The organism is Leptolyngbya sp. BL0902 (genome assembly GCF_016403105.1).
Classification (GTDB): Bacteria; Cyanobacteriota; Cyanobacteriia; order Phormidesmidales; family Phormidesmidaceae; genus Nodosilinea.
The window spans coordinates 2726319-2751602 of the sequence record NZ_CP046155.1; the positions used below are offsets into that span (position 1 = coordinate 2726319).

The 25284-nt window shown below is 57.7% G+C and carries 23 protein-coding genes and 1 pseudogene; 13 read left to right on the plus strand and 11 right to left on the minus strand.

Translation table 11 applies throughout. The features are described 5' to 3' along the window. Positions 1-142: 142 nt before the first annotated feature. From GFS31_RS12020 to GFS31_RS12055, 8 genes are all read right to left on the minus strand, one after another. The gene (locus tag GFS31_RS12020) at positions 143-334 is read right to left on the minus strand and encodes a DUF2949 domain-containing protein (protein ID WP_198805055.1); all 192 of its coding nucleotides are present in this window, start codon (positions 332-334) and stop codon (positions 143-145) included. Between the two features lie 404 nt (positions 335-738). Continuing rightward, on the minus strand, positions 739-1998 hold the full coding sequence (locus GFS31_RS12025; protein ID WP_198805056.1) for a tocopherol cyclase family protein: 1260 nt from the start codon (positions 1996-1998) through the stop codon (positions 739-741). Further along, positions 1998-2756 (minus strand): M48 family metallopeptidase, encoded by a 759-nt coding sequence (locus GFS31_RS12030; RefSeq protein WP_198805057.1) that lies wholly within the window; start codon positions 2754-2756, stop codon positions 1998-2000. The genes GFS31_RS12025 and GFS31_RS12030 overlap by 1 nt, the downstream gene beginning before the upstream one ends. 11 nt (positions 2757-2767) lie before the next feature. Then, complete coding sequence (locus GFS31_RS12035) at positions 2768-3229, minus strand: NUDIX hydrolase (RefSeq protein WP_225907398.1); 462 nt, start codon at positions 3227-3229, stop codon at positions 2768-2770. Positions 3230-3526: 297 nt separating this feature from the next. Continuing rightward, positions 3527-4450 carry a lysophospholipid acyltransferase family protein gene (locus GFS31_RS12040; RefSeq protein ID WP_198805058.1) on the minus strand — a complete coding sequence of 308 codons (924 nt, stop codon included), beginning with the start codon at positions 4448-4450 and terminating at the stop codon, positions 3527-3529. A gap of 83 nt (positions 4451-4533) precedes the next feature. Further along, positions 4534-6498 (minus strand): hypothetical protein, encoded by a 1965-nt coding sequence (locus tag GFS31_RS12045; RefSeq protein ID WP_198805059.1) that lies wholly within the window; start codon positions 6496-6498, stop codon positions 4534-4536. A 212-nt stretch (positions 6499-6710) separates the two neighbouring features. Continuing rightward, positions 6711-7787, minus strand: coding sequence for a hypothetical protein (locus GFS31_RS12050; protein ID WP_198805060.1), 1077 nt, complete (start codon positions 7785-7787; stop codon positions 6711-6713). Positions 7788-8021: 234 nt separating this feature from the next. Next, positions 8022-9005, minus strand: coding sequence for an RNA polymerase sigma factor, RpoD/SigA family (locus tag GFS31_RS12055; protein WP_198805061.1), 984 nt, complete (start codon positions 9003-9005; stop codon positions 8022-8024). A 1061-nt stretch (positions 9006-10066) separates the two neighbouring features. Here GFS31_RS12055 and GFS31_RS12060 point away from each other — a divergent pair. After that, positions 10067-10381 carry a hypothetical protein gene (locus GFS31_RS12060; RefSeq protein WP_198805062.1) on the plus strand — a complete coding sequence of 105 codons (315 nt, stop codon included), beginning with the start codon at positions 10067-10069 and terminating at the stop codon, positions 10379-10381. Positions 10382-10473: 92 nt separating this feature from the next. Here GFS31_RS12060 and GFS31_RS12065 read toward each other — a convergent pair whose 3' ends face one another. Together GFS31_RS12065 and GFS31_RS12070 are read right to left on the minus strand one after the other, a co-directional pair. After that, complete coding sequence (locus tag GFS31_RS12065) at positions 10474-12033, minus strand: SagB/ThcOx family dehydrogenase (RefSeq protein WP_198805063.1); 1560 nt, start codon at positions 12031-12033, stop codon at positions 10474-10476. Between the two features lie 79 nt (positions 12034-12112). Further along, complete coding sequence (locus GFS31_RS12070; RefSeq protein ID WP_198805064.1) at positions 12113-12532, minus strand: hypothetical protein; 420 nt, start codon at positions 12530-12532, stop codon at positions 12113-12115. A 370-nt stretch (positions 12533-12902) separates the two neighbouring features. Here GFS31_RS12070 and GFS31_RS12075 point away from each other — a divergent pair, with 370 nt between their 5' ends. The 4 genes and pseudogenes from GFS31_RS12075 to GFS31_RS12090 all read left to right on the plus strand — a co-directional run bounded on the left by GFS31_RS12075 (position 12903) and on the right by GFS31_RS12090 (position 17655). Beyond that, on the plus strand, positions 12903-15413 hold the full coding sequence (locus GFS31_RS12075; RefSeq protein WP_198805065.1) for a response regulator: 2511 nt from the start codon (positions 12903-12905) through the stop codon (positions 15411-15413). Continuing rightward, positions 15410-16474: a hybrid sensor histidine kinase/response regulator gene (locus GFS31_RS12080; RefSeq protein WP_198805066.1), complete on the plus strand. Its 1065-nt coding sequence runs from the start codon at positions 15410-15412 to the stop codon at positions 16472-16474. Before GFS31_RS12075 ends, GFS31_RS12080 begins: the two co-directional genes overlap by 4 nt. 60 nt (positions 16475-16534) lie before the next feature. Next, a pseudogene (locus GFS31_RS12085) lies at positions 16535-17382 on the plus strand (IS630 family transposase). A gap of 18 nt (positions 17383-17400) precedes the next feature. Continuing rightward, a complete protein-coding gene (locus GFS31_RS12090) occupies positions 17401-17655 on the plus strand; it encodes a sensor histidine kinase (RefSeq protein WP_263974934.1) in 255 nt (84 codons plus the stop codon). Between the two features lie 246 nt (positions 17656-17901). On the opposite strand, the gene GFS31_RS12095 is transcribed toward GFS31_RS12090, so the two are convergent. Continuing rightward, positions 17902-18915 (minus strand): type I glyceraldehyde-3-phosphate dehydrogenase, encoded by a 1014-nt coding sequence (locus tag GFS31_RS12095; protein WP_198805068.1) that lies wholly within the window; start codon positions 18913-18915, stop codon positions 17902-17904. 550 nt (positions 18916-19465) lie between these two features. On the opposite strand from GFS31_RS12095, the gene murC reads away from it, so the two are divergent. From murC to GFS31_RS12135, 8 genes are all read left to right on the plus strand, one after another. Next, complete coding sequence (murC, locus tag GFS31_RS12100; RefSeq protein ID WP_198805069.1) at positions 19466-20986, plus strand: UDP-N-acetylmuramate--L-alanine ligase; 1521 nt, start codon at positions 19466-19468, stop codon at positions 20984-20986. A 63-nt stretch (positions 20987-21049) separates the two neighbouring features. After that, positions 21050-22015 (plus strand): UDP-N-acetylmuramate dehydrogenase, encoded by a 966-nt coding sequence (gene murB, locus GFS31_RS12105; RefSeq protein WP_198805070.1) that lies wholly within the window; start codon positions 21050-21052, stop codon positions 22013-22015. Positions 22016-22106: 91 nt separating this feature from the next. After that, positions 22107-22940, plus strand: a complete 834-nt coding sequence (gene menB, locus GFS31_RS12110) for a 1,4-dihydroxy-2-naphthoyl-CoA synthase (protein ID WP_198808184.1) — start codon at positions 22107-22109, stop codon at positions 22938-22940. A 232-nt stretch (positions 22941-23172) separates the two neighbouring features. Beyond that, positions 23173-23961: a UvrD-helicase domain-containing protein gene (locus GFS31_RS12115; protein ID WP_198805071.1), complete on the plus strand. Its 789-nt coding sequence runs from the start codon at positions 23173-23175 to the stop codon at positions 23959-23961. Beyond that, on the plus strand, positions 23874-24125 hold the full coding sequence (locus GFS31_RS21680) for a hypothetical protein (RefSeq protein ID WP_198805072.1): 252 nt from the start codon (positions 23874-23876) through the stop codon (positions 24123-24125). Before GFS31_RS12115 ends, GFS31_RS21680 begins: the two co-directional genes overlap by 88 nt. Positions 24126-24173: 48 nt before the next feature. Then, positions 24174-24401 (plus strand): hypothetical protein, encoded by a 228-nt coding sequence (locus GFS31_RS12125; protein ID WP_198805073.1) that lies wholly within the window; start codon positions 24174-24176, stop codon positions 24399-24401. Continuing rightward, positions 24323-24976, plus strand: coding sequence for a CHAT domain-containing protein (locus GFS31_RS12130; RefSeq protein WP_198805074.1), 654 nt, complete (start codon positions 24323-24325; stop codon positions 24974-24976). Before GFS31_RS12125 ends, GFS31_RS12130 begins: the two co-directional genes overlap by 79 nt. A 1-nt stretch (position 24977) precedes the next feature. Then, positions 24978-25274, plus strand: a complete 297-nt coding sequence (locus tag GFS31_RS12135) for a tetratricopeptide repeat protein (protein ID WP_198805075.1) — start codon at positions 24978-24980, stop codon at positions 25272-25274. Positions 25275-25284 lie beyond the last annotated feature (10 nt).

Genomic DNA, 25284 nt, shown 5'->3' on the forward strand with positions numbered 1-25284 from the left:
AAATGGGGGACGCTTGGGCCAACCGTTGCCCTGCCGTCTTCAAAATTTGTCTCTGGGGAAGGGCGTTGCAGCGGCCTAGGAATAGCAAAGGCGCAGTCTGAGCTGCGCCTTTGAAAACCCGCCTAGAACGGCTAGGCGGCCATTAAGCGGCTTCCATCCAGTCATAGATTTGCTCAAGTTGCTCTAGGGTCACTAAACCGTACTGCCACAGGATCATCGGTAATGGCCCAGGATCCTGCTCGCTGTGCTTGAGGGCGACCTGCAACGAAGCCGCTGAAATAGCCAGCTCCTCTTGCAGGAATTGCAGCAAGTTTGGGGTTGCGTTAACCGTCATATATATCACCTCCTTAACTCAATCTCGATAGGGTGGAATGATGTTGCCCACGATTTTACACAAGGATGCCCACTTGGCAACATCAATTTTTGACCAGGGTAACGAAGGTTTGCGACCTTGCCCACATTTGGGCCAAGATTACGCCCTTAGACAGAGAAATGAGTCGTTAGTCCGTCTTCAAAGCCTCGGCATCCCAAGCTTCGCTTCACTGTAGATCACCTCGATCCCCGTTGTCCTGGTTAGTTTAACGGTTTAAACCGAATTTATTTGGGGGATTTCCCCCCTCTTTTTACCCTTTCTCCCAGGAGCCTCAGCATCCAAGGAAAGCATCATCGCTGATGGGTCGCCAAAAAACGGCATCAACAGAGACCTAGGGTGCCGTCCTCGGAAGGGCAAGGGGAGAATTAGTCTGCCTGGGCAGTGATCCAGTCTTCATCCCAGGGGCCACCGCCCGTTTCTAGGCTGGCCTGATTGCTTTGGGCCGCTAGCAGCAGGGTAAGGGTGTGGCCTTGCTTGCGCCATAGGGTGAGGCTGAGGTAGCCGTGGGCGGTTTCGCGGCAGCGGAAGGTAAGCCCCTGTTGGGTAGGGGCGCGGAGGAGGGTGCCAGGCTGATCGGTGTGGCCAGAGAGTTCTACGACATAATCCGGTCGCTCGGCCCGCAAGCGCCAGGATCCCCAGGGGGCAATGTGCCAGCGCACCGTGGCATTCCAGGGCACAAATTCGTAGAACTCGCCCCGGTGGTGGATGCCAATCATCGCCACTTCCTCCATCCAGGTAATCACCTGGCGGCGACCGCCTCCGGCGGTGAGGGCCACATCGGCCTGGTCGAAGGCGTTACATTGCAGCCAAAACCACTTTTGGGGAAAGGATCCGCCCCAGTTTTTTTCGCTGTAGGCGGGGGCTTGGGTAAAGCTGTACCGCTGGCCCTGCCACTCAATCCAGCCCGTGGCCAGCCCGTGGGCCATCAGCACCTGCCAGCCCGGTTCAAAAATTTGGAACTGGGACAGCCAGCCAGCGGTGGACTGTTGGGCTTGGTTGGGTCGGCCCCAGCCATAGACGGGTTCAGTGGAATATTGCCAGCGCACGGTGTCGTTGCGGCTGGGGTCGTAGAGTTTGCCCTGGTGCCAGGTGGCGGTGGCTTGGTAGCCCTCCTGAACCTGGTGATCAAAGTCTCCCGGCAGCAGAAATTGAGGCGAGGGGGGCAACGCATCAGCCTGACGGGTCGCCTCACCAGATAGGGAACGGGCCGGGGTTCGCCAGTGGCCCAGCCCCAGACTTTCTTTCCAGGCCCAGAACCGTTGAGGATTGGGAAAAGTGCGGCACAGGTAGGTATCCTGGGGGCCAAGGATTTGGGCCGCACCGCCGCTATGGGGCTGTCCACCACCGGGATCTTCGATGGAATACATGAAGGCGAAGGTTTGCCCCACCTCTGGCAGCGTCACCCGAAAATACCAGCCCTCAAAAAATCGACGATGGCTCCCCGTCCAGTGGTAGCCGCTGTGGGGCGTTTGGAGCGGCACCCGCCGCTGGCCCGATCCGTCCCAGGGCAGGCCATTGAAAGAGGGAAATTCCAGGGATCGTGGAATCCAGGACAGGGCCGTCCAGAAATTGCCCCCCAAGGGATTCGGGTCAGCACGACGCACACCAAAGGGAAAAGCAGGCATTAGGACTCCACCCAGCGGGGCACGTAGCGCCAGCCGTCCCGGATGTGGTCGCGGTGGCGTTGGTAGTCGGCTTGTTTTTCGCCCACCAGCCGCCAAAAGGCGTTGGAGTGGTTCATGTGGATGGTGTGGCAGAGTTCGTGAACGAAAACATAGTGCACCAGTTCCGGCGGCAAAAACAGCAGTTTATAGTTCAGGCTGATGTCTTTGTGGGTGGAGCAACTGGCCCAGCGCGTTTTTTGGCCGCGAATGGACACCTTATTAAACGGCAGACCCACATCAAAGCTGAGTTCCCGCAGCCAGGGGGCAAATTCGGCGCGGGCTTTGCGGGTTAGCCATTGGCGCAGGAGGTCGGTGCAGGCGGTGTCATCGTCCACATGGCCGCGCAGCATTAGGGTAAAGGGGCGGGGCTGGGTGAGGGTGAGCCGCTGACTGGGGCCAGCTTGGTAAAGAACATCCCAGGTTTGCTGGCGAGATCGGAGGTCAACCTGGTTGGGCTTGGGCTCAAAGTGTTCCTCATCAAGCTGGGCGGTTTTGTATTCCACCTGTCGCACGGTCTGCCACAGCCACTCCCGCCGTTTGTGCAAAATGTCGGGCACTTGGGCCACATCAAAGCCGGGGGGAATTACCACTTCAATATCGCCATTGAGATGCACCTTGATGGAGACATGGCGGGCACGGCGGCTCTCTCGCACCCGATAGGCGGGCAGCCCAGGGGGAGTTCGCTCTAACAATTCAAGCTGCTGGGAAGACTCGGTCATGGATAGCCCGATTACATCGCCTGTTCTATCCTACGGTGGTCTAGAAACGAGCGCAAAATTTCTTGGTGAGGCAACCCCAACGGACGCACATCCCCCGACCGTTCGGAATAGCGCTGCCCCTGGAGAATGTCGCCCACCGTCCACAGGGCCAAATCCCAGCCCTCCATCAGGGTGAGGGATTCCACCGCCACGGTCAACGGCCCATGGAAAACGTGGCGAATCACCTGCTCCGTTTCCATGCTCTGAAATAGCTGCAACTGCGGCGGCACGTAGCCAATTTCCTCTAAAAGCTCCCGCTCCATGGCGGTGGGTGGGTCTTCCCCCGGTTCTATGTGGCCCCCAAAAAAGCCCCAGTGGCCGGGGTAGAGAATGCCGGGGATGTCGTCCCGCAGTTGCAGCAAAAAGCGATCTCCTTGGTACAAGATGGCCACCGCCACCTCATGTTTTTGGGCTTGGTCTGCCGCCATTGCCATGGGTTCCACCCCTAGATGATCTCCACCATCCTAATCCACGCCCCTATCGCCCTGACCCACGCTCTTCCCAGCGGGATGCTGCGCCGACCGGGCAAGGACGGGGGAAAACGTTGGAGATCCCTTGAAATTCGGTAGATGGGCTCATTGGTAGGCTCCTAAATCTGCGTTGGATAGTAGAAGCTACAACGATGGAATTTAAGGTTTCGGATGGGGGGAGCCAGCCCATAAACTGTCTCGTTCCGTCCGAAAATGACTCAACCAGGTGATTCAGTCTCCGAAAATTACCAAATCCGAAAATTACCAAAATAAATGGTTCAGCCAATGACTCAGGAACTTGGGGCCGGGGGGCGCTTGGTAGTCTGTGGGCAGCAGGGCGGCAAAGGCTTGTTCTAGCTGGGCTAGGGCGTCGTCGATGGCTTGCCGTTTGGGGCGAGGCTGGTGGGGCACCTGCACCGGGGGGCCAAAGCGCAGGGTCAGCCGTTTGCGAAAGTAGAGATCCTGGGTGCCGATGATGGCGATGGGCGTAATCGGCACCCCCGACCGCATGGCATAGAGCACGGTGCCGCGCTTGAGGGGATGCATCTGGCCTTCCCGTTCTCCGAGGCGACCTTCGGGGAAAATCATCAGGCCATCGCCTCGGCTCAGCAGGGTTTGCACGGCCTGGTCGATCTGGCGCATTTGCTGAATGGAACTGCCGTTAGGCACATCGCGCTGGATGGTGTCGGCCAGGTCGGCTAGGTCGGGACGGTCGGCCTGGGCAGCAGCCATCACGGCGATTTCCTCCTTCCACCAGCGCTCTAGGGGAATCACGCCCCCCGCCCAACCCACCAGCCAGCGTTTCCAGCGTTTGTTGTAGAGGGTGCGGGCATCGCCCAGGATGTAGTAGTAGGGATGGGGCGGCACAAAGGCCAAAATCAAAAACGGATCTAGGTGGCTGAGGTGGTTGGCCGTCAGCACGTTGGGAGCGGTGGGGATGTATTGGGGGTTTTCAATCTGCACCCGAAAGCAGGTTTTGATAAACCGCCGCATCAGCCAACGGCGGAAGCGACCACTCACTCGGCTGTCTACCCGCCCGGTGGCCATGGCGCTGAGGGCGTCTAAATCTTGGGTGATGTGCTGCCGCACGATGGGGTTTTGGGCAATGGCTACACCCTCGCGCACGCGCTGGATGACGGCTGGGGTGAGCTCGATGGGGGTGGGAAGATCAGGGGGCGTCGGCATGGGGGAATCGGAAGTGGGGAGGGAGTGGCGCAGGGCTGTGTGAATGCACCACAAGCCTAAAGCCTACGCAAAACAATGGGCCGCTAGCTAATCCAGCGCTGATAGAAAATCCAGACTCGGTGGCGGTGCTGACGATAGAGGGCATAGGCATAGGCCCCCACAATAGCCAAAAAGCAGAGGTTGGCGATGGTGTTGTAGGTGCTGATGAGGGTGCCCGGTTCCCACTGGTGGCGGTCAACCAGGATGTTCATATCGCCATGTTCGGCATCGCCCCACATCATGCCAAAGGGAATGGAGGCCCGCCCCATGCGGATGGCTTTCCACAGCCAGAACTGCCCCCAAAACGTGAAGGCTGCCCCCAGTACCACGGGGTAGCGGTACAAATCCCAGCGCCAGTAGTCAGGCATGGGAAAGAAGAAACTCACCATCAGTAGGGCGCTGAGGTAAAGTTCGCCACCAATGCCGCCAAAGGCTAGCAGCATATCAAAGGTGTTGGCCGACATCAGCCAGGTCATGGCAAATTGCAGCAGGGCGAGGGCCACCGCCAGCACCATGGGCCAGCGTTTTTTCTCCCTCTGGCCCGACCAATACAGCAGCCCCAGCAAAATCAGCACCCCCAGGTAAACAAAGAACGACCGCTGGGGGTTCACATTCGTCCAGCCGATGGGGAGGGGGATAGCTTGTCGTCCGGCCAACCAGGCCACCACAGCATGGCCAAACTCGTGAATCCAAATTTTGATGCCGCGCAGCAGCAGGTTGGCGATGGGCATGGCGTTGAGAACCATGCCAATGACCAGCAGGGCCGGAAAAATAATGCCGTTGCTGTAGCGGTTGTTAAAGGAGGACAAATCCGTGTCTTCTTCTACCGTGGGCCGCTGGGGCAGGGTGAGGGTTTGCCGCCATACCGCTTGGTTGCGGCCATCCAGGGCGGTAATGACGAGGGTTGTGACATCTCCCAAACCCAGCGTCCTCAAGTCTTGTTGGGTTAACAGGGCATAGACCTGAATCGTGGCCTGCTTGGGGTTGACCACCCGCACCGCTGGCCAGCGAATATGCAGCTGATCCTCCTGCCGCGAGACCTGGGCCGGAAGCCCGCGCCCTTGCAGCAAGGTTTGGATCGCCAAGGCCGGATCCGTCTCCGGGGAGAGACTGGGCTCTGGGCGAGAGGAACCATGATAACCGTATGGCGAGGAGGCCAGGGCAGACAAATCTGGCGCAGGGGATTCAGTTCCCTCGACCTGACTGAACCCATTGGCCTGATCACCGGAGAAGCTCTCGATGATCAGGTCAGTGGGATCCGAGGGCGGATTTTCTAGGTAGTCTTTTAGGGTGCCAAAGGCCCATTTCAGGGGTTCTACCTCAGCTCGTCGCCCCTGCCGCAGGAGGGCAGACTTGGTTTTGAAATAGATGGATTCAATCTCCGTGAGGGATGCCCCTGGGCTAAGACGCAATTCCTGGTAAGCCCGCGCCACATGGGGCGGCAGAGAGTCTGTCTGGGCCGTGGGGATCAGATCGCGGGCTGCCTCTGGAGGGCCAACCGCTTCCTCGGTGGTGGGTAGGTCGCTGAGATCAAGGCTCCAGTCTGTTGTGACATCATGGGCAGCGTCATTCCTGGATGGTGGGCCGAGGGCTGGAGGCTGGGTAGCCTTGGGGTTAGCAGCCTGAGGAGAGGGCTGGGCCTCTATCGTTAGACTCAGCGTATCGGCCTGGGGGCAAGGGGCGCTGGCAAGGGGGGTGGGAACTTGCACCAGTCCGGCCAGCATGACCAGTTCCAGCGTCCAAGATTGGCTGGGGTGGGCCGTGGCTTCAGCGTCAATGCGAAGAATGCCAATACAGTCAAGCTGCCATCGCTCGATGGTGCGACGCAGATAGTCTATCAGTTGTGGTTGCGGCGGCAGGGTTGCGCCCGTCAGCCACAGGTTGAGGCAATACCCGTCTCGCTCCGCCCGTACCTCAATGCCCTGGGGCTTCAGCGATTGGTTGAGCAAAGCCGCCATCGCCGCTGCATCCCCATCCTTGGCCTGCTCTAGCCATCCAGAAAGCGTCATTGGTGCCCCCAACATTGCCCGCATGAGCTGGCCCCACCCGGTGACTCAACCCTGCCCTCCATACTAGCCAGAATGCGCCGCCATCGCCGCTCTTTCCTTAGGGCCAGAAGCCCCAGCATTGGCCTAGCTGGATATTAAGGCTGCCTCGATCTGGAGCATAGATCACAACTCAAGTTAAACCGTTCGACCGTCAGGGGCGCTAATCCAGGGCTCTAGTAGCGCAGGGTGAGCGCAATAGGTTGGCCATTGGGCAGAGAGCCATCATCCATCAGCATCACGTCGCCGCCCTTGGCCAGCACCACTTCGATGATTTCATCCACGGCGTCATCCATCACGTCGGTTCCTCCAACGTCAGAGACCGTGGCTAAGCCACCGTTTGCCGTTACCACAGCGGGAACATGGTAGCCCTTTTCTACTAGCAGCAGCTTACCTCGGCCATCGTTGGCCAGCCGCCAGACTTCCTCAATGGTGGAGACCACTTTGCCCTCGCCCATAGCAGCATCTAGGTCTTTGAGGGCGGTTTCCCGTTGCTGGTGCCGCACGCCTTCAATCATAGGCCCCACGTCGGGCACTAGGTCAGCCAGCTTGGCTTGATCGAAATTTCCGGTCAGGGTACCTGCCACCAGGTTGGTGTATTGAGACACCTCTTGGAAGAAGGAGATTTGCCGCACCACACCGCCGAGGATAATCGGCAGACTGTCGTCCTCCGCGTAGGCCGAGAACGCTTGATCGACCTGCTGAAAGAAGCGCCGATGGCGGTCATCCATGTAGGCTGAATCGGCACTGTCGGGCAGGGCGGTGGTCGCTCCAGGGCCTTCCATGGCGAGGGGGAACTGGCCATCGGTCACTTCCTCTAGGGTGTCGCCCGTGCCTGCCAGCAGACGGGTGGATCCCTGGCTCAGCAGAAACACCCAATAGCGCTGGGCACGGTGCAGCCCGTAGACGAGATCCCGCGTGGCAAAGGTTTGGTCAATCACTACCCGCTGGGGCACGGTGAAGGGAAGATAGAATTTCTTAGCCACATCATGACTGACAAACAGGGCCAAGCCATCCAGGGCGTAGGTATAGTCAATGGCGTTGACAAGGGCATCTAGATGGTTCAGTAGCGGATCTAGGTCACGGGCAGAAAACTCCTGAGACAGCCGATTTTTCGCTTCTGTGACCAAGTTTTTGACCAGAATCGGATCCTGCTTGTTGTCCGGTGAGGTGCGATGGGTCGGCAACAAAATTGATAGGGCCGGAACCTTCGTCAGGGCTTGCAGTTCCTTCAAATCGTGGCGGGTAATCATTCGCTCGTTCCTATGGATGAACCTAGGGCTCGTTAACGCCTGTGCAGATCCAGAGTTACCAGTCTCCACCCCACTACAACGCTGCCGTGCCCATCGCAGTTTACCCGTCAACCCTAGGAAAGTGATAGGACGTCATAACGCATTTTCCTAGCTCCCCCGATCAAATCCGCCCTCCACAGCCCTGATTTCAGAAGGGCCAACTGTGGAGGGCATTCGCAGCGATCTCAGCGCACCCTAGCTAGCGATGTAGCCGTGCATAGCCCCTTTACGGCGGCGCAGATGCTTGAGGGCTTGCTGCTCAAGCTGGCGTACCCGTTCCCGGCTGATGTTCATGCGATTGCCCACCTTGGCCAAAGAGAGTTCGTTGCCGTCCTCTAGGCCATAGCGCAGGGTGATCACTTCCTTTTGCTGCGGCGTCAGTTCCGACAGCAGGTTACGGATGTCCTGCTTGAGGGATTCCTGGGCGGTGAAGGTTTCGGGCGAAATGCCGTCGTCCTCCAGCAGTTCTTGCAGCTCGGTGTCTTGGTTGTCGCCAATCCGCACATCCAGGGAAATGGGCTGGCGAGACAGCACCAAAAATTCCCGAATTTGCTTGGGATCAAGCTCTAGGGCTTCACCAATTTCGGCGGCGTTGGGGGCGCGGCCCAGTTGTTGGGAGAGCTCCCGCTGCACCCGCTTGATTTTGTTCAGCTTTTCGGTGATGTGGATGGGCAGGCGAATGGTGCGGGCCTGCTGGGCAATGGCGCGGGTAATGGCTTGGCGAATCCACCAGTAGGCATAGGTGGAAAACTTATAACCCTTGGTAGGGTCAAATTTTTCTACGCCCCGTTCTAAACCAAGGGTACCTTCTTGGATCAAGTCCAAAAATTCCAGATTGCGCTTTTGATACTTCTTGGCAATAGCCACCACCAAGCGCAGGTTAGCCTCAATCATTTTGTGCTTGGCCCGTTCGCCTAGGCGCAGTTGCTTGGCCAGCACCTCCGGAGCAATCTGAGCTGCCTCCGCCCACTCGCTGCGGGTGGGTTCTCGGTCTAGGCTAGCAACAAGGGATTCCTTCAGCTCTAGCAACGCCATGTAGGCTTGCACCTGCTTGCCAAAGATAATTTCCTCTTCGTGGGTTAACAAAGGAACCCGACCAATCTCGTGGAGATAGGTTCGTACCGCATCGGCACTGTAGAGGGGTTTACTTTTTAAAGTACGGGTTTTAGTTGTCGTCATCGGTTGACCTCTCCTCCACTGACAATGCTGGTAACGCCCTGACTAAAGAAATAAACAAAGCTAGAATCCGGGGATCGCAACACCGGGTAAAAAGACGACATCCTGATAGGTATAGGGCTCAAATGTGGCGCTTGGTCTAGCACAGTGATGGGCTGACCAGTGAGGGCGATAACGAGGGCCTGAGTAAAAAAGCCCCTGACCAAAACTGCGGTCACAATCAGCGTTATCAGGATGGGTTCGGCGACAACCCCGTTCGTCTCGACGTCGCCTCTGAGGGAAAACTAGATATGGGGTGCGGAATGGGCTCCGCTGCCACGGGTGCCCTTACGATGGGCTCCCTTCCATATTGGCCTGGCTAGATGGCCGTGGCCATCGGCGTAAACTCGTAATCATTGTGAGTTTCTTCCTCCAGGATATAACAACCATTCTGTTGCGTAAAGAGTATGGAGTAATTCATAAAACTTCACGACGATGAGATCCAAGCATTTGTTTCCATCCCTCAAAAAGTTTTTTAAAGACTTAAGAATTAGCTGAAACTCGCTCCCCTCATCACTTTTGCGTCTTAGGATGTCAGCTCCGTTTCTGATATCTGAGTCCTCACCATTGTTTGTATTATCTAGGACTTAAACATCCCCTCCAAGGGGGATTTCCCCGTCGGAGAACCGTACTTTTTCCAGGCTAGTCTCCGAAAATAAGTGGCCTGTTCCTTATTCCATGCTGATCACCATGATTTTCTCCCTATTTAGGGCGTTGGCTAGGGTTATGGGCAGATTTAGACAAATACCCCGACGCTAAGATGATTTTCCGAGGGGTCATTGTGATCGCCCCTAGGTTTTGCCCCAGCAATTTAGGTAGGCTGCACCTAGGCACCGAGGATCTACCTTGGCCTTGGCGTTTACGATATCAACCCGGTGTTTCGGGGGAATGACGGTTTTGTGGCAATGCTATGGCGAAGAGCTGATCAGACTGGGGTAGGAGACGGCTGGAGGCCCTGTGGTTTTGCCTTTTCTGCCACCCTGGGCTAGCGTAGAAAGTCGTGCCGTAAAGGGAGGGTAGAAACCATGGGAACCGTGGCCGGAAAAGGAGACTTTAGCGCCAGTGGCTATGTGGGAGCCGCCATTGTGAACCATTGTGCTACGCTGTCGTTTCAAAACTTCAGCACCAGTGCCGGGGATCTGTCCCTAGAGGCGCTGTTGACCATTAACGGGAACCTGGCCAAGCGTCACATTCCCCTTGGCCCCATCCCCGCTGGCCAGCCTGCCTTTGACCTAGCGGTTCCCGAAGGCACCGACATCAGCTTGTTCAACACCGTGGTGATTCGCGCCGCCAACCCCGACCAGGCCGAGACCGTAGTGGGTACAGCCACCGTGCCCTAGCCCAGCGATCCCAGCCTGGGTTTCCAGACCGGGTTTTTCGCCTAGAGGAGGCATCCTCGGCGACAGTCACCGCAGAAACCGGGGTTTCGCCGTTAGGTATTGGCGGGTTGACCGAGGGTGGTGATGTAGATAACGGCTTCGTCGGCGGGGATACCCAGCACCTCATTCACTTGGTCGTCGTAGAAACCGCCGATGCCGCTGACGCCCAAGCCCAGGTAAATGGCCGCCAAGTTCAGGCGCTGCCCTAGGTGGCCTGCGTCTAGGTGCAGATAGCGGTAAACCCGATCCCCATAGGCAGCGGTGGCGGCCTTGAGGTCGGCGGTGTGGAACAGAACAGCAGCAGCATCGCGGCCTAGTTCTTGCCCTAGGCAGAGGTAGTGCAGTTCGGGCCGAAATTGCTTGAAGCGCACCTGGCGCAGTTCTTGGCTGCGGGGAGCGTAGTAATAGCAACCCGATTCTAGGCCCTCTACATTAGACACGGCCAAGAAGGTTTGCAGGAGGCCCAGGTCGCAGTAGTCGGGATCGCCATCCAGCCCTTGATCCCGGTAGTGCTGGGGCTGGTAGGTGAAGTCTAAGAGCTGCTTCAGCGCCTCGAAGGAGATCGACCCGCCGCTATACTGTCGCGTGGAACGACGGCGCAGGATGGTGGTTTCTAGGGGGCTGAGATCGTTTCCCCAAGGAATGGGGGCAGTTTGGGTGGGCACCCGCAGGCAAAAGGGAAAATTGTACTTGTCCTCTAGGGGGCTGTCGTCGTCGGTTTCGGGAGGGTGGCGAGAGGGCCAGTTGGGGGCGTTGGTGGTGGCGGGCAAGTTAGTGGTTTGGTGGAAATAGTGCAGCAGTTGGCCATCAGGCGCATCTTCGTAGGTGGTTTGGGCCGGGGTGGCAAAAATGGTTTGGGTGAGGGCTAGGTTTTGCTCTACCGCCAGTAAGTCGGCCAGGGGCAGCACCGCTAGCACGCCCTCCTCATCGGGACTGAGGTAGAGCAACTGGGCCATGGCCTCATCGGCAAAGCTGGCGATCAGGTGGGGGCGATAGTCCGTCAGGGCGCTGGCTAGTTCGATGTTGCCCAGCAGGTGCCCCGTATCCAGACAAATGCGGCGATAGGCCCGATCCCGATAGCGCCAAGCCGACCGATAGAACACCCCCGTGACCACGAGGGCCATGTGGGTGGCCTCTAGGGCCGGATGCCAGAAACAGGCGCGCTGGAGGTTGCCCCAGTTGTGATCGTCCCAATAGCGCCATAGGCTATGGGTGCGGGCCTGGTAGTTGTACAGTCCCGCAGGCAGTAGCTTCGTCCCCCGCGACACCAGATACACCTCCGCCGGATACAGCCCCCCCGCCGAGGGCGCTGATCGCAGATAAAACATTTCCCCGGACATGGTGGGGAACTTGGCCGTCAGCCCATAGGCGTTGATCAACAGCCGCGACAGCCGCATCCAGTCATGGGCCTCGGTGGGGGAAACCTCAGAAGCCACCGCCTGATCGCCATCGAGGTAAGGCTTCAGGTCGATCTCCACCCCCACTTGGTAAAACTTGAAGGGGACAGGCTGGCGGGTATAGTCGAGGGGTTGGGCTTGCTGGGCTAGGGTATCGGGATCGTATTTCGTCCGGTGATGATAGTGCTGGGCCAGCGAAAAGAAGGAGTCGGACATAGCCGGGGCATCGGGGCAGGTGCAGTATGTTCAATCTAACCTACTGCCCCCAAAATCTATCGTCTAAGGTGTCTCAGAGCTAGCCTACGGGGCGCTTGTTGCTGGCGTAGGCATTGTACTCTTCGTGGGAGATCACCCGCCAAGGCAGCAGTTGCCCATTGTGCTCTCGGCACAGCAGGCGATAGCGGTGGCCCACAGGGATCCGAATCACCGTGCGGTCAAAGATCATGCGTTTGCCCTTGAGGGTCTTAAAATGCTCCCCTTGCTGGAGATCCTGGAGGATAGACCGGGCTTTTTCAACCACGTGGCGCGGCAGTCCTCGCAGGTCAATCGGGTCGAGATCAAACTTAGCTTGCCAGGTTTGACGCTGCTGCTGACGATCTGCCGCCTGGTGTTGGGCCGCCTGCTTAGCCAGGGCTTCCTGCTGGCAGCGATGACAGATTTGCCCCCGGCCACGGTGGCCACAGGGAAACGTGTGCTGGCGTTTGGCTTTAGCCATGGCGATTGCTCAGGATTTCGGCACTGGGTATAGCGGCCTCAGGGCATCAGTCGGTTCACCCTCAGTTCGGTTCACCCTCAGTATTGAGTAGCAGTTGATTCGGGCACCGCTCAAGGAGAAGACTCTTCCCATTCTAGGGGCTGGGGCTGGGCTAGCCGCCCTCCGAGGGGAAGAAACTGACCGGAAACGCAGAATATTAAGAACCATTAAACCTGTCCGCAATACTACGGAAGGAAGGATGGGACGGTGCCCTAGGGCTGCTGATGTACAAAGGCAATGAATACGGGAGAATGGAAGAGCCTGATGTCTTAGCTTAGGATCCACATAGTCTGGATCGTTGTTCCTTTTCCCTGCTATTGGGGTAAAAGCTATGGCCGTTTCCCCACCCTCCACCGCCACTGCATCCCAGGGCGACCGCCTGCTGCGGGGTATTGCCCTGGCCACCAACCGCTTGCTAACCACGGCTAATCACTACCAGGGAGTGCAGGCAGCCCTCGATGCCCTAGGCGATGCCACAGATGTAGACCGTATCTATATTTTTCAGCAGCATCCCCACCCCGAAACGGGGGAGATTGTCGTGAGCCAACGGTGGGAATGGGTTGCCCCAGGGGTAACGCCCGAAATGGGTAATCCTGACTTAGTGAACTATCCCCACCAGACGATGCTGCCTCGCTGGTACAACACCCTGGCGCGAGGAGAGGCGATTCAAGGGTTAGTCAAGGATTTTCCCCCTGGGGAGCAGGCGCTTTTGGCACCCCAGGGCATTATTTCCATTTTGGTCGTGCCCATTCTGATTCGCGACCAGTGTTGGGGGTTTGCCGGGTTTGATGACTGTCGCCAAGAACGACAGTGGGATCACAACTCCCAGGCGGCTCTCCTTGCCATTGCGGGCAGCATTGGTGGGGCTATTTCCCGACACCAGGCCGAGATGGATCTCACCCGCCTCAATGCCACCCTAGAGCAACGGGTGCAGGATCGCACCGCCGAACTCCAACAGGCCAAGGATCTTGCAGAACGCGCCAGCCGTGCCAAAAGCGACTTTTTGGCTAACATGAGCCACGAGCTGCGGACTCCCCTCAACGCGATCCTTGGCTTTACCCAGGTGATGCGGCGCGATCTAGACCGCCTGCCTGGTATCCCCACCCATGTGGCCCAAGCCCAGCACGACACCCTGGCCATCATCCACCGCAGCGGCGAGCACCTGCTGGGGCTGATTAATGAAGTGCTAGACATGGCCAAAATTGAAGCGGGCTGCATTACCCTCAACCCCGCTCCCTTTGATCTGCGGCTGATGTTGGTCAGCGTGCTGGATATGTTCCAGCATCGGGCTCAGTCTAAGGGCATCGATCTCGTCTATGACTGTGACCCGGCGGTGCCCCAGGGCGTGGTGGGCGATGAGCGCAAGCTACGGCAAGTTTTGATCAATATTCTAGGCAATGCCCTGAAATTTACTGAGGCTGGCTCCGTAACACTACGGATATCGGCGACCCCATCCCCCCATTCCGGCCCCATTTCCCTGGCGTTTGAGGTCGTGGACACAGGCCCCGGCATTGCGGAGGATGAAATTCTGACCTTGTTTGCGCCCTTTGCCCAAACTGCCACCGGACGACAGGCCCAAGAAGGCACGGGGTTAGGGCTCGCCATTAGCCGTCAGTTTATCGAGCTGATGGAGGGCGAGATCACCGTGGAGAGTGTTGTGGGACAAGGGACAACCTTTCGGGTCAGGGTGGCCCTACCCGCAGCCGCTGAGGTTGCTGCGGCCCCGGTTTTGCCCCAATCGGTGCTTGGGTTAGCTCCCAATCAGCCCACCTACCGCATCTTGGTGGTGGATGACTACCGCGAAAATCGGCGCTTGCTGGTGCAGTTCCTCCAGCCCCTAGGCTTTGATCTCTATGAGGCGGAGGATGGCGAAACGGCGATTACCCAGTGGCGCACCCACCGCCCCCACCTGATCTGGATGGATATTCGGATGCCGGGAATGGGTGGGGAGGAAGCCACCCGCCGCATCAAGGCTGATCCAGCGGGCCAAGACACGGTGATCATTGCGCTCACGGCCAGCGTGTTTGAGGAAGAACGCGCCAATATCCTAGCCGCTGGCTGCTCAGACTTTGTCCGCAAGCCCATTACCGAGGCGGTGCTGCTAGAAAAAATCGCCCAACATCTGGGCGTGATCTACCGCTACGGGGAGTCCTCTTCTGAGGTGCCCCAGGCCCCGGTTCCTGCCCCGTCCGACAACTATGCTCTGATGCAGGCCCTAGCCCAGCAACCGAAGGCGTGGCTGCATCAGCTCTATCGAGCGGCGCGGGGAGCTGAGGAAGAGGAAATTACGGCCCTGGTGGATCAGCTCTCGATCCAGGACGCTGACCTAGCCGCAGCCCTTGGCCAGCGGGTGAAGGAATTTCGGCTAGATGAAATCGTCACCCTGACGGAAGGCTGTCAGGCCATGGGCAATCCCATCCTGAGCCTAGGGCAAACGAATCCCCCACCGCGTATTCTCATCGTTGATGATCGATCTGAAAATCGAGAACTTTTGCGCCGCTGGTTGCAGCCCATTGGCTTTGACCTCGCAGAGGCCACCGACGGCGTCACCGCCATTGCGGCTTGGCAAACCTTTCAGCCCCAAGTGATTTTGATGGATATCCGTATGCCGGGGATGGATGGTATCGCCGCCACTCGCCACATTCGCCAGGAAGCGAAGGGATCGCCACCGTGGATTATCGCCCTCACCGCCAGCGGTAGCCCCTGGGAGCAGGGAGAAATTCACGCCGCTGGGTGCGATACCCTCATGTTTAAGCCTCTGGTCGAGGCTGACCTGCTGAGCCTACTTGCTCAGTTGCTCAACCTGAACTACCGTTATCCCTCAGCCAAGGTCTCAGAATGAGTATCCAGGACAAATCCCATCGGGGCGATATTTTGGTGGTGGATGATCGGGCCGACAATCTGCGGTTGCTCGCCACCATGCTGTCGGAGCAGGGGTATAAAGTGCGCAAGGTAATCAAGGGGGAAATGGCCTTTGATGTGGCCCAGGTTAACCCACCTGACTTAATTCTGCTAGATATTTTTATGCCCACCATGTCCGGCTTTGAGGTTTGTCAGCAGCTCAAGGCCGATGTCCGCACCAGCCACATTCCGATTATTTTCCTCAGCGCCTCCGATGAGCCCCTAGATAAGGTGAAAGCCTTTGCAGTGGGCGGCCAAGACTACATCACCAAGCCCTTTGAGATCAACGAAGTGCTGGCCCGTATCGAGCACCAGCTGAGGATCCTGCGCCTACAGCAACAGATGCAGGCCCAAAATCAGCGGCTCCTCGCCGAAATTTCTGAACGCCTGAAGGCCGAAGCGGCCCTTCGTCAAATGAACGACGAACTGGACGAACGGGTTAGGGAACGCACCGCTGAACTCACCCACACCAACCAGCGACTGCAATGGATGGGGCAAAAACTCGAACAGTCGCTAGCCCAAGAGCAGGAGCTAAATCGACTGCGATCACGGGTTATCACCACCATTTCCCACGAATATCGCACCCCCATGGCGATTATCAGCAGTTCCACCGGAATTTTAGAGGACTACTTTGACCAACTCACCCCTGCCCTTCGCCGCAAACACCTAGGTCGCATCCAGGGAGCTATCCAGCGCATGTTAGCCCTCATTGATGATGTGGTGCTGTTTAACCGTCTAGAGTTTGAGCCTGTGGAGGTGAAGCTGGCTCCCACCTGTCTCGCATCAGTGATCGACAATGCCGTCACTGAAATTAATGGGGCAGCCTCGCCCCCCCATCCCATTGCCGTCACGCTCCAGGGAGACTACCTCCAGCCCGTCACCGATGCCAGCCTAGTCCGCACCGTGGTGGTGAATTTGCTCAGTAACGCCGTTAAGTTCTCGCCCGATCAGAACACCATGGAGAACACCATTAGGATGATCGTAGACTGTATAGTTGATTGACTTTAGACTGGGACGTTTTTAAGCTATTTATAAGCGGAGTGATGGTTGAACGAAGAAACGATGCCTTACAGTCTGGATTTAAGGAAGCGCGTGATCGACTTTGTAGAAGGAGGTGGCAGCATCTCGAAGGCGGCGAAAACCTATCAAGTCGGTCGTGCGACAATCTATCGCTGGTTAAATCGAGTCGACTTGGCCCCGACCAAGGTAACCCGACGCCAACGTAAACTCGATTGGGACGCTCTTCGCAAAGATGTGGAGCAGAATCCAGAAGCCACGTTGAAGGAACGGGCTCAGAAATTTGGGGTGAGCATTAGTGCGCTCTCTAAGGTCTTCAAGAAAATGAAAATCACCCGAAAAAAAAAGAACTAAGGTATCGAGAGCGAAATGCAGAAGAACGCATGAAATACTATCGAACCCTGAGAGCATTGATTCAGGTGTATGGCGTCAAAAGCCTGGTCTATATTGATGAGTGTGGGTTTGAGGAAGGCGTGGCTTGTCTGTACGCTTGGTCGAAACGGGGAAAGAAAATCTATGGAGAGCGCCAGGGCAAGCGAGGGAAGAAGGAGAATCTGATTGCGGCCCGGAGGAAAGGCAGAAAAGACTTGATTGCCCCAATGTTGTTTACCGGAAGCTTAGATGCTGAAGGATTTGAGGGATGGTTTAGTCTGTTTTTGTTGACGAACGTCACGACCCCCTCAGTTTTTATTCTAGATAATGCTCCCATCCATCGAAAGACGAAGATTAAAGAACTAGCAGAAGAGGCGGGGCATCAGATTTTATTTTTACCGAAGTACTCTCCCGACCTAAATGATATCGAGCATGACTTTAGTGCCTTAAAGAGAGCCAGAATGTATGCGAAACCCGGCACTTCTCTGGATGACATTATTCGAGACTATTGTGCTTCCTGATGTCTCATTACTAATTCCATCAACTATACCGCCGATCATTTCTCGATTACGGTGCAGGATAACGGCATTGGCATTCCTGCAACGGAGGTGGAAAAAGTTTTTGAGCCGTTCTTTCGCGCCAGCAATACCCTCAACATTCAGGGCGTGGGGATGGGGCTAGCCATTGTCCAAAAATGCCTTGACCTCCTGTCGGCAACCGTCACCCTCCAGAGTCAGCTTGACCAGGGCACAACCATCACCGTGACCTTCCCCAGTCCCCCTCCAGACGCCTAGGCACCATGCCCTGCCCTAGTGCCGATGCTGCACCCTAGGTCTACCCAGGGCGCGGGGGCAAGCCCCGTCGCGACACCACGATCTTAAATCCAGCGCGATCCCAGCTCGGCTACAACCAGCCAACGCTTGCAAACCCCGGACGGATTTCGTCGCCTATGTATTCTGCTCAAACAGCGCCCGAAGGAGGCTAGGAAGCCACTCTCAGGGCGCTGCTTGGGCGATGATCTAAGGGTAAACCCTAATAACCTACTGCCACTTGGCGGCCACCAGTTCGGCTAGGTCAACCACGCGCTGGCTGTAGCCCCACTCGTTGTCATACCAGGCCACGACCTTCACCATGTCGCCACCCATCACCATGGTGAGGCTGGAATCAACGATGGAGGACTCATCGGTCTTGCGGTAGTCGATGGAGACCAGAGGCAGGTCGCTGTAGGCCAGAATACCCTTCATATGGCCTTCGGCGGCTTCTTTCAGCACTTGGTTCACCTGCTCGGCAATGGCGGGTTTTTCCACCTGCACCACCAGGTCAACTACGGATACGTTAGGGGTAGGCACCCGCAGGGCAATACCGTTCAGCTTGCCCGCCATTTCGGGGATCACCAGGGCCACGGCCTTGGCGGCTCCGGTGGTGGTGGGCACAATATTCAGGGCAGCGGCACGGGCACGGCGCAGGTCGCGGTGGCTGGCATCCAGCAGGCGCTGATCCCCGGTGTAGCTGTGGGTGGTGGTCATGGTGCCTTTGATGATGCCAAAGTTTTCGTGCAGCACCTTCACCACGGGAGCCAAGCAGTTGGTGGTGCAGCTCGCGTTGCTGACCACGTTGTAGCCATCGTGGCTATAGTCTTGGTGGTTTACGCCCATGACGTAGGTACCAATGCCGCTGCCCTTGCCGGGAGCGGTGATCAGCACTTTCTTAGCCCCGGCTTCGATGTGGCGAGAGGCACCCTCTTCGCTGACAAACACCCCGGTGGATTCGATCACCAGGTCAATGTCCCAGGCTTTCCAGGGCAGGTTGTTGGGGTTACGATCTGAGTAGCATTTGATGGTTTTGCCGTTGACAATCAGGGTATCTTCCCCGGCCTGAATGTCAGCATCGAGACGACCCAGCATGGAGTCGTACTTCAACAGGTGAGAGTTGGTCTTTGGATCCGAAGTATCGTTAATGGCAACGACCTCCAGGCCGCTGTTTTCCCGCGTCAACCAACACCGCAAAAAATTCCGACCAATGCGGCCAAACCCGTTAATGGCTACTCTAATCACTGCGTTTAACCCTCTGTTGTACTCGGACTAGGTATCTATTCTTAGACGAGAATATGATATCGCAAAGGATGATCCACTTTATAGCCATCCTACGATTGAAGCGGGATCGAACAAATGAGTAGCCGGGATCGCAGCTCCAGAAACCTGTCTAGGCAGCACTTCCGCCTGGGATCGGTCGTGGGTGTATCTAAAATGACCGCCGGGGTAGGGCCATCAGCACTGCTCCCTTAGATCTGGGGTGATAAGGATTGCTGCTGTGGGCGTCCTCGGTCGATAGCGGATCTGTATCAAAGCGGCGATCTCAACCCTGGGATCTTCCACAGCCCACAAAACCCCGGAAAGGCTTTGAAGCCATTGTGTTGCCCCATCTACGGAGGGCAGAAAAGAAGGTGACTGATGTGAACTATATGACCTAGTTTTTTGACATCCTGCGGTACAATCATCGCTAATTTTTAGGAAGCCCTAAGCACAATTTTTAGGCCAATCTAGCAAACCTTGCTATGATGACGCCGGATACATGGTGTGGTGTGGTGTTGTGAAGGAGTGAACGATGCCGAATTCCGTAGATTTCAACGGCAGACCTTTTCATTTTATTGGTATCGGCGGCATCGGCATGTCCGCCCTCGCCTATATTTTAACGAAGCGAGGCATTCCTGTATCGGGTTCAGACCTGCGCCTCAGCCACATTACCCGCCGTCTGCAAGAGGCCGGAGCGCATATTTTTTGGCAGCAAGAGCCTGAAAATCTACAGTATTTTTTGAACTCCCTAGGACACCCAGAAACCGCTTCAGAGTCGTCACTCCTTCAGTCCAACATTTCCCAAGACGCCACACCCCAGGTCATTTGTTCCACCGCAATTAACGATCACAATCCTGAGTATCGGGCGGCCCTAGCGTTGGGTTGCCCGATTTATCATCGGTCGGACGTGCTAGCGGCCCTCATCAACGACCATCGCAGTGTGGCGGTGGCGGGCACCCACGGCAAAACTACCACCAGCAGCATGATCAGCCAAATGCTGCTTCAGGCCGGACTGGATCCCACCATTGTGGTCGGAGGCGAAGTGCCAAGCTGGGGCGGCAATGCCCGCCTTGGTCAGAGCGAGTATCTAGTCGCAGAGGCCGACGAGTCTGACGGCACCCTGGCCAAACTATCGGCAGCAATTGGGGTCGTCACCAACATCGAGCTGGATCACACCGATCACTACAGCGACCTTCAGGACGTGGTTAACATCTTCCAGCAGTTCCAGCGCCAGTGCGAGGTGCTGGTGGCCTGTGCAGACTGCGAAGTAGTGCGCTCCAGCCTTCAGCCCACCCTCACCTACAGCCTTGATCCCGCCACCGGGGCCACCTACGTTGCTACGGATATTCAGTTTGCCCCCAGCGGTACCAGCGCCACCATCTGGGAACGGGGTGTTCCCCTGGGGCAGCTTAGCCTGCGGCTGCTTGGGGAGCACAACCTCAGCAACGCCCTAGCTGCCGTGGCCGTGGGGCGTCATCTAGGGGTGTCTTTTGATACTATCGCGGCGAGCCTCAGCCAGTTCTGCGGTGCCCGGCGGCGGTTTGAGTTGCGCGGCAGCTACAGCGGTATTCAGTTCATCGACGACTACGCCCACCACCCCAGCGAAATTCGGGCCACCCTAGCAGCGGCGCGGCTCAGTATTGGTCAGTCCTCCAAGGTATCTAGCCTTGCCCACAGTTCCCGTAGCCTTGGCGAACGCCGGGTAGTGGCCGTGTTCCAGCCCCATCGGTTTAGCCGCACCGCTGCCCTGCTTGGGGATTTTGCCGATGCCTTCACCGATGCTGACCAAGTGATTATGGCAGACATCTACAGCGCTGGAGAAGCTAATACCTACGGCATTTCTGGGCAGCAGGTGGCGGAAGCTGTGGCCCACAATCACCCCGGTGTACGCTATGGCCATACCCTCGATGACATTCAAAGCGCCCTCACCAGCAGCCTGCGACCGGGCGACCTGGTATTGTTTATGGGGGCTGGCAATCTGAACCAAATTATTCCCCAGGTGATGGCCCACTATGCCGAGGCGGAAGCCCCCTCGCTCCAGGAAGCTTGTTAGGGGCTAGAAGGATGGGACGATTGACCGCCCAGGGATTGTTCGGGGCTGGTTTAGGTGAAATCCATGACCATAACCATTGACAGCATTCCCGCCGTGGCTGATCTGGCCCCCCAGATGTCGCTGCACAAGCTGAATACCTTTCGGGTGGGTGGTTCGGCGGAGTGGCTGGCGCTGCCCCGGCATCGCCAAGACTTTGACGCGCTCCTCCAATGGGCTAGCGCCCAGGAGTTGCCCATAACAGTGCTAGGAGCCGGGTCTAACCTCCTGGTGAGCGACCAGGGACTACCGGGGCTAGTCATCTGTACCCGTCGCTGGCGCAGTACCCAATTTGATGAGGCCCGTGGACGAGTCACCGTCGCCGCTGGAGAACCGCTTCCTACCCTAGCCTGGAAGGCCGCGAAACGGGGCTGGCGGGGGCTGGAATGGGCGGTGGGCATTCCGGGCACCGTCGGCGGGGCCGTGGTGATGAACGCCGGAGCCCACGGCGGCTGTGCGGCGGATTGCTTTGTCTCCGCTACAGTACTGGATCCAGTCCGAGGCGTGGTGGAGGTACGGCCCCAGGATTTGGCCTTTGCCTACCGCACCTCGGCCTTGCAGGGGGCGGGCGTGGTTGTGCTAGAAGCCACCTTCCAACTCGAACCGGGGCACGATCCGGCGGTGGTGAGTGCCGATACCCTAGACGGCCTCAATCGGCGACGTTCCACCCAACCCTACGACTGGCCCAACTGCGGCAGCGTCTTTCGCAATCCCCTACCCCGCACCGCTGGCGGGTTAATTGAGCAATCCGGCCTAAAGGGCTACCGCATTGGCAATGCCCAGGTGGCCGATCTCCATGCCAACTTTATTCTCAATCTAGGTCAGGCTAGGGCCGAAGATGTCTATCGGCTCATTCGCTACGTTCAGGAACAGGTCTACGACCGCTGGGAGGTGTGGCTGCACCCGGAAGTCAAATTTATCGGCAACTTTCCCGACCTCGGCCCCATTCCTGAAGCCGCAGCGGAAAACCAGGTTTCTGCTGCGCCTCCTTAGCCCGTTCCGCCTAATTTCCTCGTCTAAGGGGGCAAGGGTGTGAGAGGCTGAAGTATTGGCACCTTTGGATAAACTTCTGGATCAGCGCCCCATGCAGGTTGAATGGCACCCGGTTAAACCCTACGAAGACATCATCTACGAAAAGGCCGACGGCATCGCCAAAATCACCATCAATCGGCCCCACAAGCGCAACGCCTTTCGGCCCAAAACCGTCTCGGAACTCTACGACGCTTTTGTCAATGCGCGGGAGGATAGCCGCATTGGAGTGGTGCTGCTGACCGGGGCTGGCCCACACACCGACGGCAAATACGCCTTTTGCTCCGGCGGCGACCAAAGCGTGCGCGGTCAGGGTGGCTATGTGGATGAAGAGGGCGTGCCTCGGCTCAACGTGCTGGATTTGCAGCGGTTGATCCGCTCCATGCCCAAGGTGGTGATTGCCCTGGTGGCGGGCTATGCCATCGGCGGGGGCCATGTGCTCCATGTGGTGTGCGACCTCACCATTGCCGCCGATAACGCCATTTTTGGCCAAACCGGGCCTAAGGTGGGCAGTTTTGACGGTGGCTTTGGAGCCAGCTACCTGGCGCGGCTGGTGGGCCAGAAAAAAGCGCGGGAAATCTGGTACCTCTGCCGCCAATACAATGCCCAGGAAGCCCTCGACATGGGTCTGGTAAACTGCGTCGTGCCTGTGGATCACCTGGAGGCCGAGGGCGTTCAGTGGGCGCAGGAAATTCTACAAAAAAGCCCCCTGGCGATCCGCTGCCTCAAAGCTGCCTTTAACGCCGATTGTGATGGGCAAGCGGGCCTACAAGAACTGGCCGGAAATGCCACCCTGCTCTACTACATGACCGAAGAAGGGGCCGAAGGAAAACAGGCGTTTCTCGACAAGCGCCCCCCCGATTTCCGCCAATATCCTTGGTTGCCGTAGGGGCATACCACCCTCACGGTTCTCACCATTGCCGTTGCACTTCTGCGGTTCTATGACGCACAAAATGGCTAATTCCTTGCTTTTGCCGACCGACGGACTCACTCTCAGGAGCTCAGGGCCAATCACCCTCGCCGATCTGTCTAGCCCTAGAGCAGGCCGACAGCCAACGACGATTCCGCGTCATCACCGACGATGATGAGCTGCTGGAAATGCTGGCCGCTCCCCTGGATAAGTGGCGGGTCTTCCTCCATCCCAGCCAGCGGCGCTTGGTCAACCGCGAGAGGAATTTCGCGCCCTGATGAAGCAAAAGGGCCTGAAGGACCGCGAAGATGCCATGTACGATGCCTGTAGCCTGCTGAAGAACAAGCCGGAGGGTGATCATGCCGTCATTGTCGATGAAGCCCAGGATATGGGGCCTGCGGATTTTGCCCTGATCCGCGCCCTGGTACCGATCTCGGATCAGGGCAATGACATTTTCATCGTCGGCGACCCCCACCAGCGCATCTATGGCCGCCAAGTTCCCCTCAGCCACTGCGGCATCGAGGTGCGTGGGCGTTCCCGTAAGCTCCGTCTCAACTACCGCGCCACCGACGAAACCCACCAGTGGGCCACCGCTCTGCTAACGGGTTTGGCCATGGATGACCTCGACGGCGGCAGCGACGACCTCACGGACTACCGCTCCCTCATGCACGGCGATGCTCCCTGGGTGCAAGGCTTCGACACCTTCCCCCAGGAGGTATCGTTCATCCACAGCCAGATCCAACGGTTAGGCCAGGACGAGGTGCCACTCTCCACCGTCTGCATCGTGGTGCGCAGCAACGCCCTCGCCAAAAACTGCGAGTCTCAGCTCAAACACCTGGGGGACTCCAGACTCGCCCCATTCGCCGCAGCGAGGCCGATAACCCGGCCTTACCCGGTGTTCGCATCGCCACCATGCACCGGGTCAAGGGGCTCCAGTTCGAGCATGTCTTTCTGGCGGGCCTCACCCAAGATCAGGTGCCGCCCCAGCGGGCGATGTTGACGGCGGCGGAAAGGCGGCACAAACGGCCATCCTCAAAGCGGAGCGGTGCCTGCTGCATGTGTCGGCGACTCGGGCCAAGAAGGGGGTGTTTGTCACCTATCACGGGGAACCGAGCGAATTGCTGCCGCTGCACTAGGGTTGGGTCTTTAGTATGGCCGTTTTAGGGCCTTTAGGCCAAGATAGAGGAAATTTTGCGCTGCTGGCCCCTTGCCATGCCCACCCTCACCCTCCATCACCAGCAGACCACCGAGGCCGGATTTGTCGCTATCCTCAACATAGATGGCCAAAGCCAGTATTCCGTCACGGTTTCCGATCCCTTCACCGAGCAGCAGGAGCGGGAGCTAGAGTTTTACTTTGAGCAATGGATTCGCTGTCTCGGCACCTGGAGGACAAAAAGGGGCACTACCACATCGTCCATTTCGACGCCCACGGCGGGCTGATGACCTACGACCAGTTTGAGGGCGGGGTGACGAATGATCGCTACCTGTACCGTGCCCGCTATGGTCGGCCAGAGATGGAGCGCTACACGGGGCAAAGGGCGTTTTTGTTTTTTGAGGGCGATGTCAAGGGGCAGGCCGACCCAGTGGAGGCGGAGGAACTGGCGGCGCTGCTGACGGCCAAGGGTATCCCCATCTGCATTTTGAATGCCTGCCAGTCGGCGAAGCAGGTGAGGGGGGCCATCAAAATGCAAAATTCAGAATTCAAAGTTCAAAATTTGGAGGGGGACAGCGACCCAGACCCGGTGGGGACAGACCTGCTGCAAAATACCGAAACCAGTTTGGGTAGTCGGTTGATGGCGGCGGGGGTGCAGATGGTGGTGGCGATGGGCTATTCCGTGACGGTGACGGCGGCCCAGGTGATGATGGAAAAGCTCTATGGCGAACTGTTTGCTGATCGGGGCATTCCAGAGGCGATTCGGCTGAGCCGCAAGGAGCTGTATAACCGCAAAGAGCGGCGGGTGTACTTTAACCAACGGGTGCCCCTAGAGGACTGGCTGCTGCCCGTGGTCTATTGAAGTGGCCCTCGATATCTTTATCGAATTCAACGACCGCTACAACCAGGCCAGCACCTACCACCAGTTGGGCATCGTGGCGCAAGCACTGCGGGAGTATGAGCAGGCGCAGGCTCACTACAAGCAGTCGCTAGAGATTTATGTTGAGTATGGCGACGAACATAACGGAGCAATTGTGATGCGTAGCTTTGCCCGCCTGTACCAAACCACCCAAGATGACACCCTGCTCACCACCGTCGCCCAGTGCCTTGGCACCACCCCCGCCCAGGTGCAGCAACGCTTCGCCGCCGCCAGCGCCTAGCGTCCCAGAT

Bases quoted from the DNA above. Each gene is read 5' to 3' on its own strand.
- GFS31_RS12040 (WP_198805058.1), bottom strand. From the start codon at position 4,450: ATGCCGACGCCCCCTGATCTTCCCACCCCCATCGAGCTCACCCCAGCC.
- GFS31_RS12050 (WP_198805060.1), bottom strand. From the start codon at position 7,787: ATGATTACCCGCCACGATTTGAAGGAACTGCAAGCCCTGACGAAGGTT.
- GFS31_RS12070 (WP_198805064.1), bottom strand. From the start codon at position 12,532: ATGGCTAAAGCCAAACGCCAGCACACGTTTCCCTGTGGCCACCGTGGC.
- GFS31_RS21680 (WP_198805072.1), top strand. From the start codon at position 23,874: ATGCACCGGGTCAAGGGGCTCCAGTTCGAGCATGTCTTTCTGGCGGGC.
- GFS31_RS12080 (WP_198805066.1), top strand. From the start codon at position 15,410: ATGAGTATCCAGGACAAATCCCATCGGGGCGATATTTTGGTGGTGGAT.
- GFS31_RS12130 (WP_198805074.1), top strand. From the start codon at position 24,323: ATGGATTCGCTGTCTCGGCACCTGGAGGACAAAAAGGGGCACTACCAC.
- murC (WP_198805069.1), top strand. From the start codon at position 19,466: ATGCCGAATTCCGTAGATTTCAACGGCAGACCTTTTCATTTTATTGGT.
- GFS31_RS12055 (WP_198805061.1), bottom strand. From the start codon at position 9,005: ATGACGACAACTAAAACCCGTACTTTAAAAAGTAAACCCCTCTACAGT.
- GFS31_RS12125 (WP_198805073.1), top strand. From the start codon at position 24,174: ATGCCCACCCTCACCCTCCATCACCAGCAGACCACCGAGGCCGGATTT.
- murB (WP_198805070.1), top strand. From the start codon at position 21,050: ATGACCATAACCATTGACAGCATTCCCGCCGTGGCTGATCTGGCCCCC.
- GFS31_RS12020 (WP_198805055.1), bottom strand. From the start codon at position 334: ATGACGGTTAACGCAACCCCAAACTTGCTGCAATTCCTGCAAGAGGAG.
- GFS31_RS12065 (WP_198805063.1), bottom strand. From the start codon at position 12,033: ATGTCCGACTCCTTCTTTTCGCTGGCCCAGCACTATCATCACCGGACG.
- GFS31_RS12060 (WP_198805062.1), top strand. From the start codon at position 10,067: ATGGGAACCGTGGCCGGAAAAGGAGACTTTAGCGCCAGTGGCTATGTG.
- menB (WP_198808184.1), top strand. From the start codon at position 22,107: ATGCAGGTTGAATGGCACCCGGTTAAACCCTACGAAGACATCATCTAC.
- GFS31_RS12035 (WP_225907398.1), bottom strand. From the start codon at position 3,229: ATGGCAATGGCGGCAGACCAAGCCCAAAAACATGAGGTGGCGGTGGCC.
- GFS31_RS12075 (WP_198805065.1), top strand. From the start codon at position 12,903: ATGGCCGTTTCCCCACCCTCCACCGCCACTGCATCCCAGGGCGACCGC.
- GFS31_RS12030 (WP_198805057.1), bottom strand. From the start codon at position 2,756: ATGACCGAGTCTTCCCAGCAGCTTGAATTGTTAGAGCGAACTCCCCCT.
- GFS31_RS12045 (WP_198805059.1), bottom strand. From the start codon at position 6,498: ATGACGCTTTCTGGATGGCTAGAGCAGGCCAAGGATGGGGATGCAGCG.
- GFS31_RS12025 (WP_198805056.1), bottom strand. From the start codon at position 1,998: ATGCCTGCTTTTCCCTTTGGTGTGCGTCGTGCTGACCCGAATCCCTTG.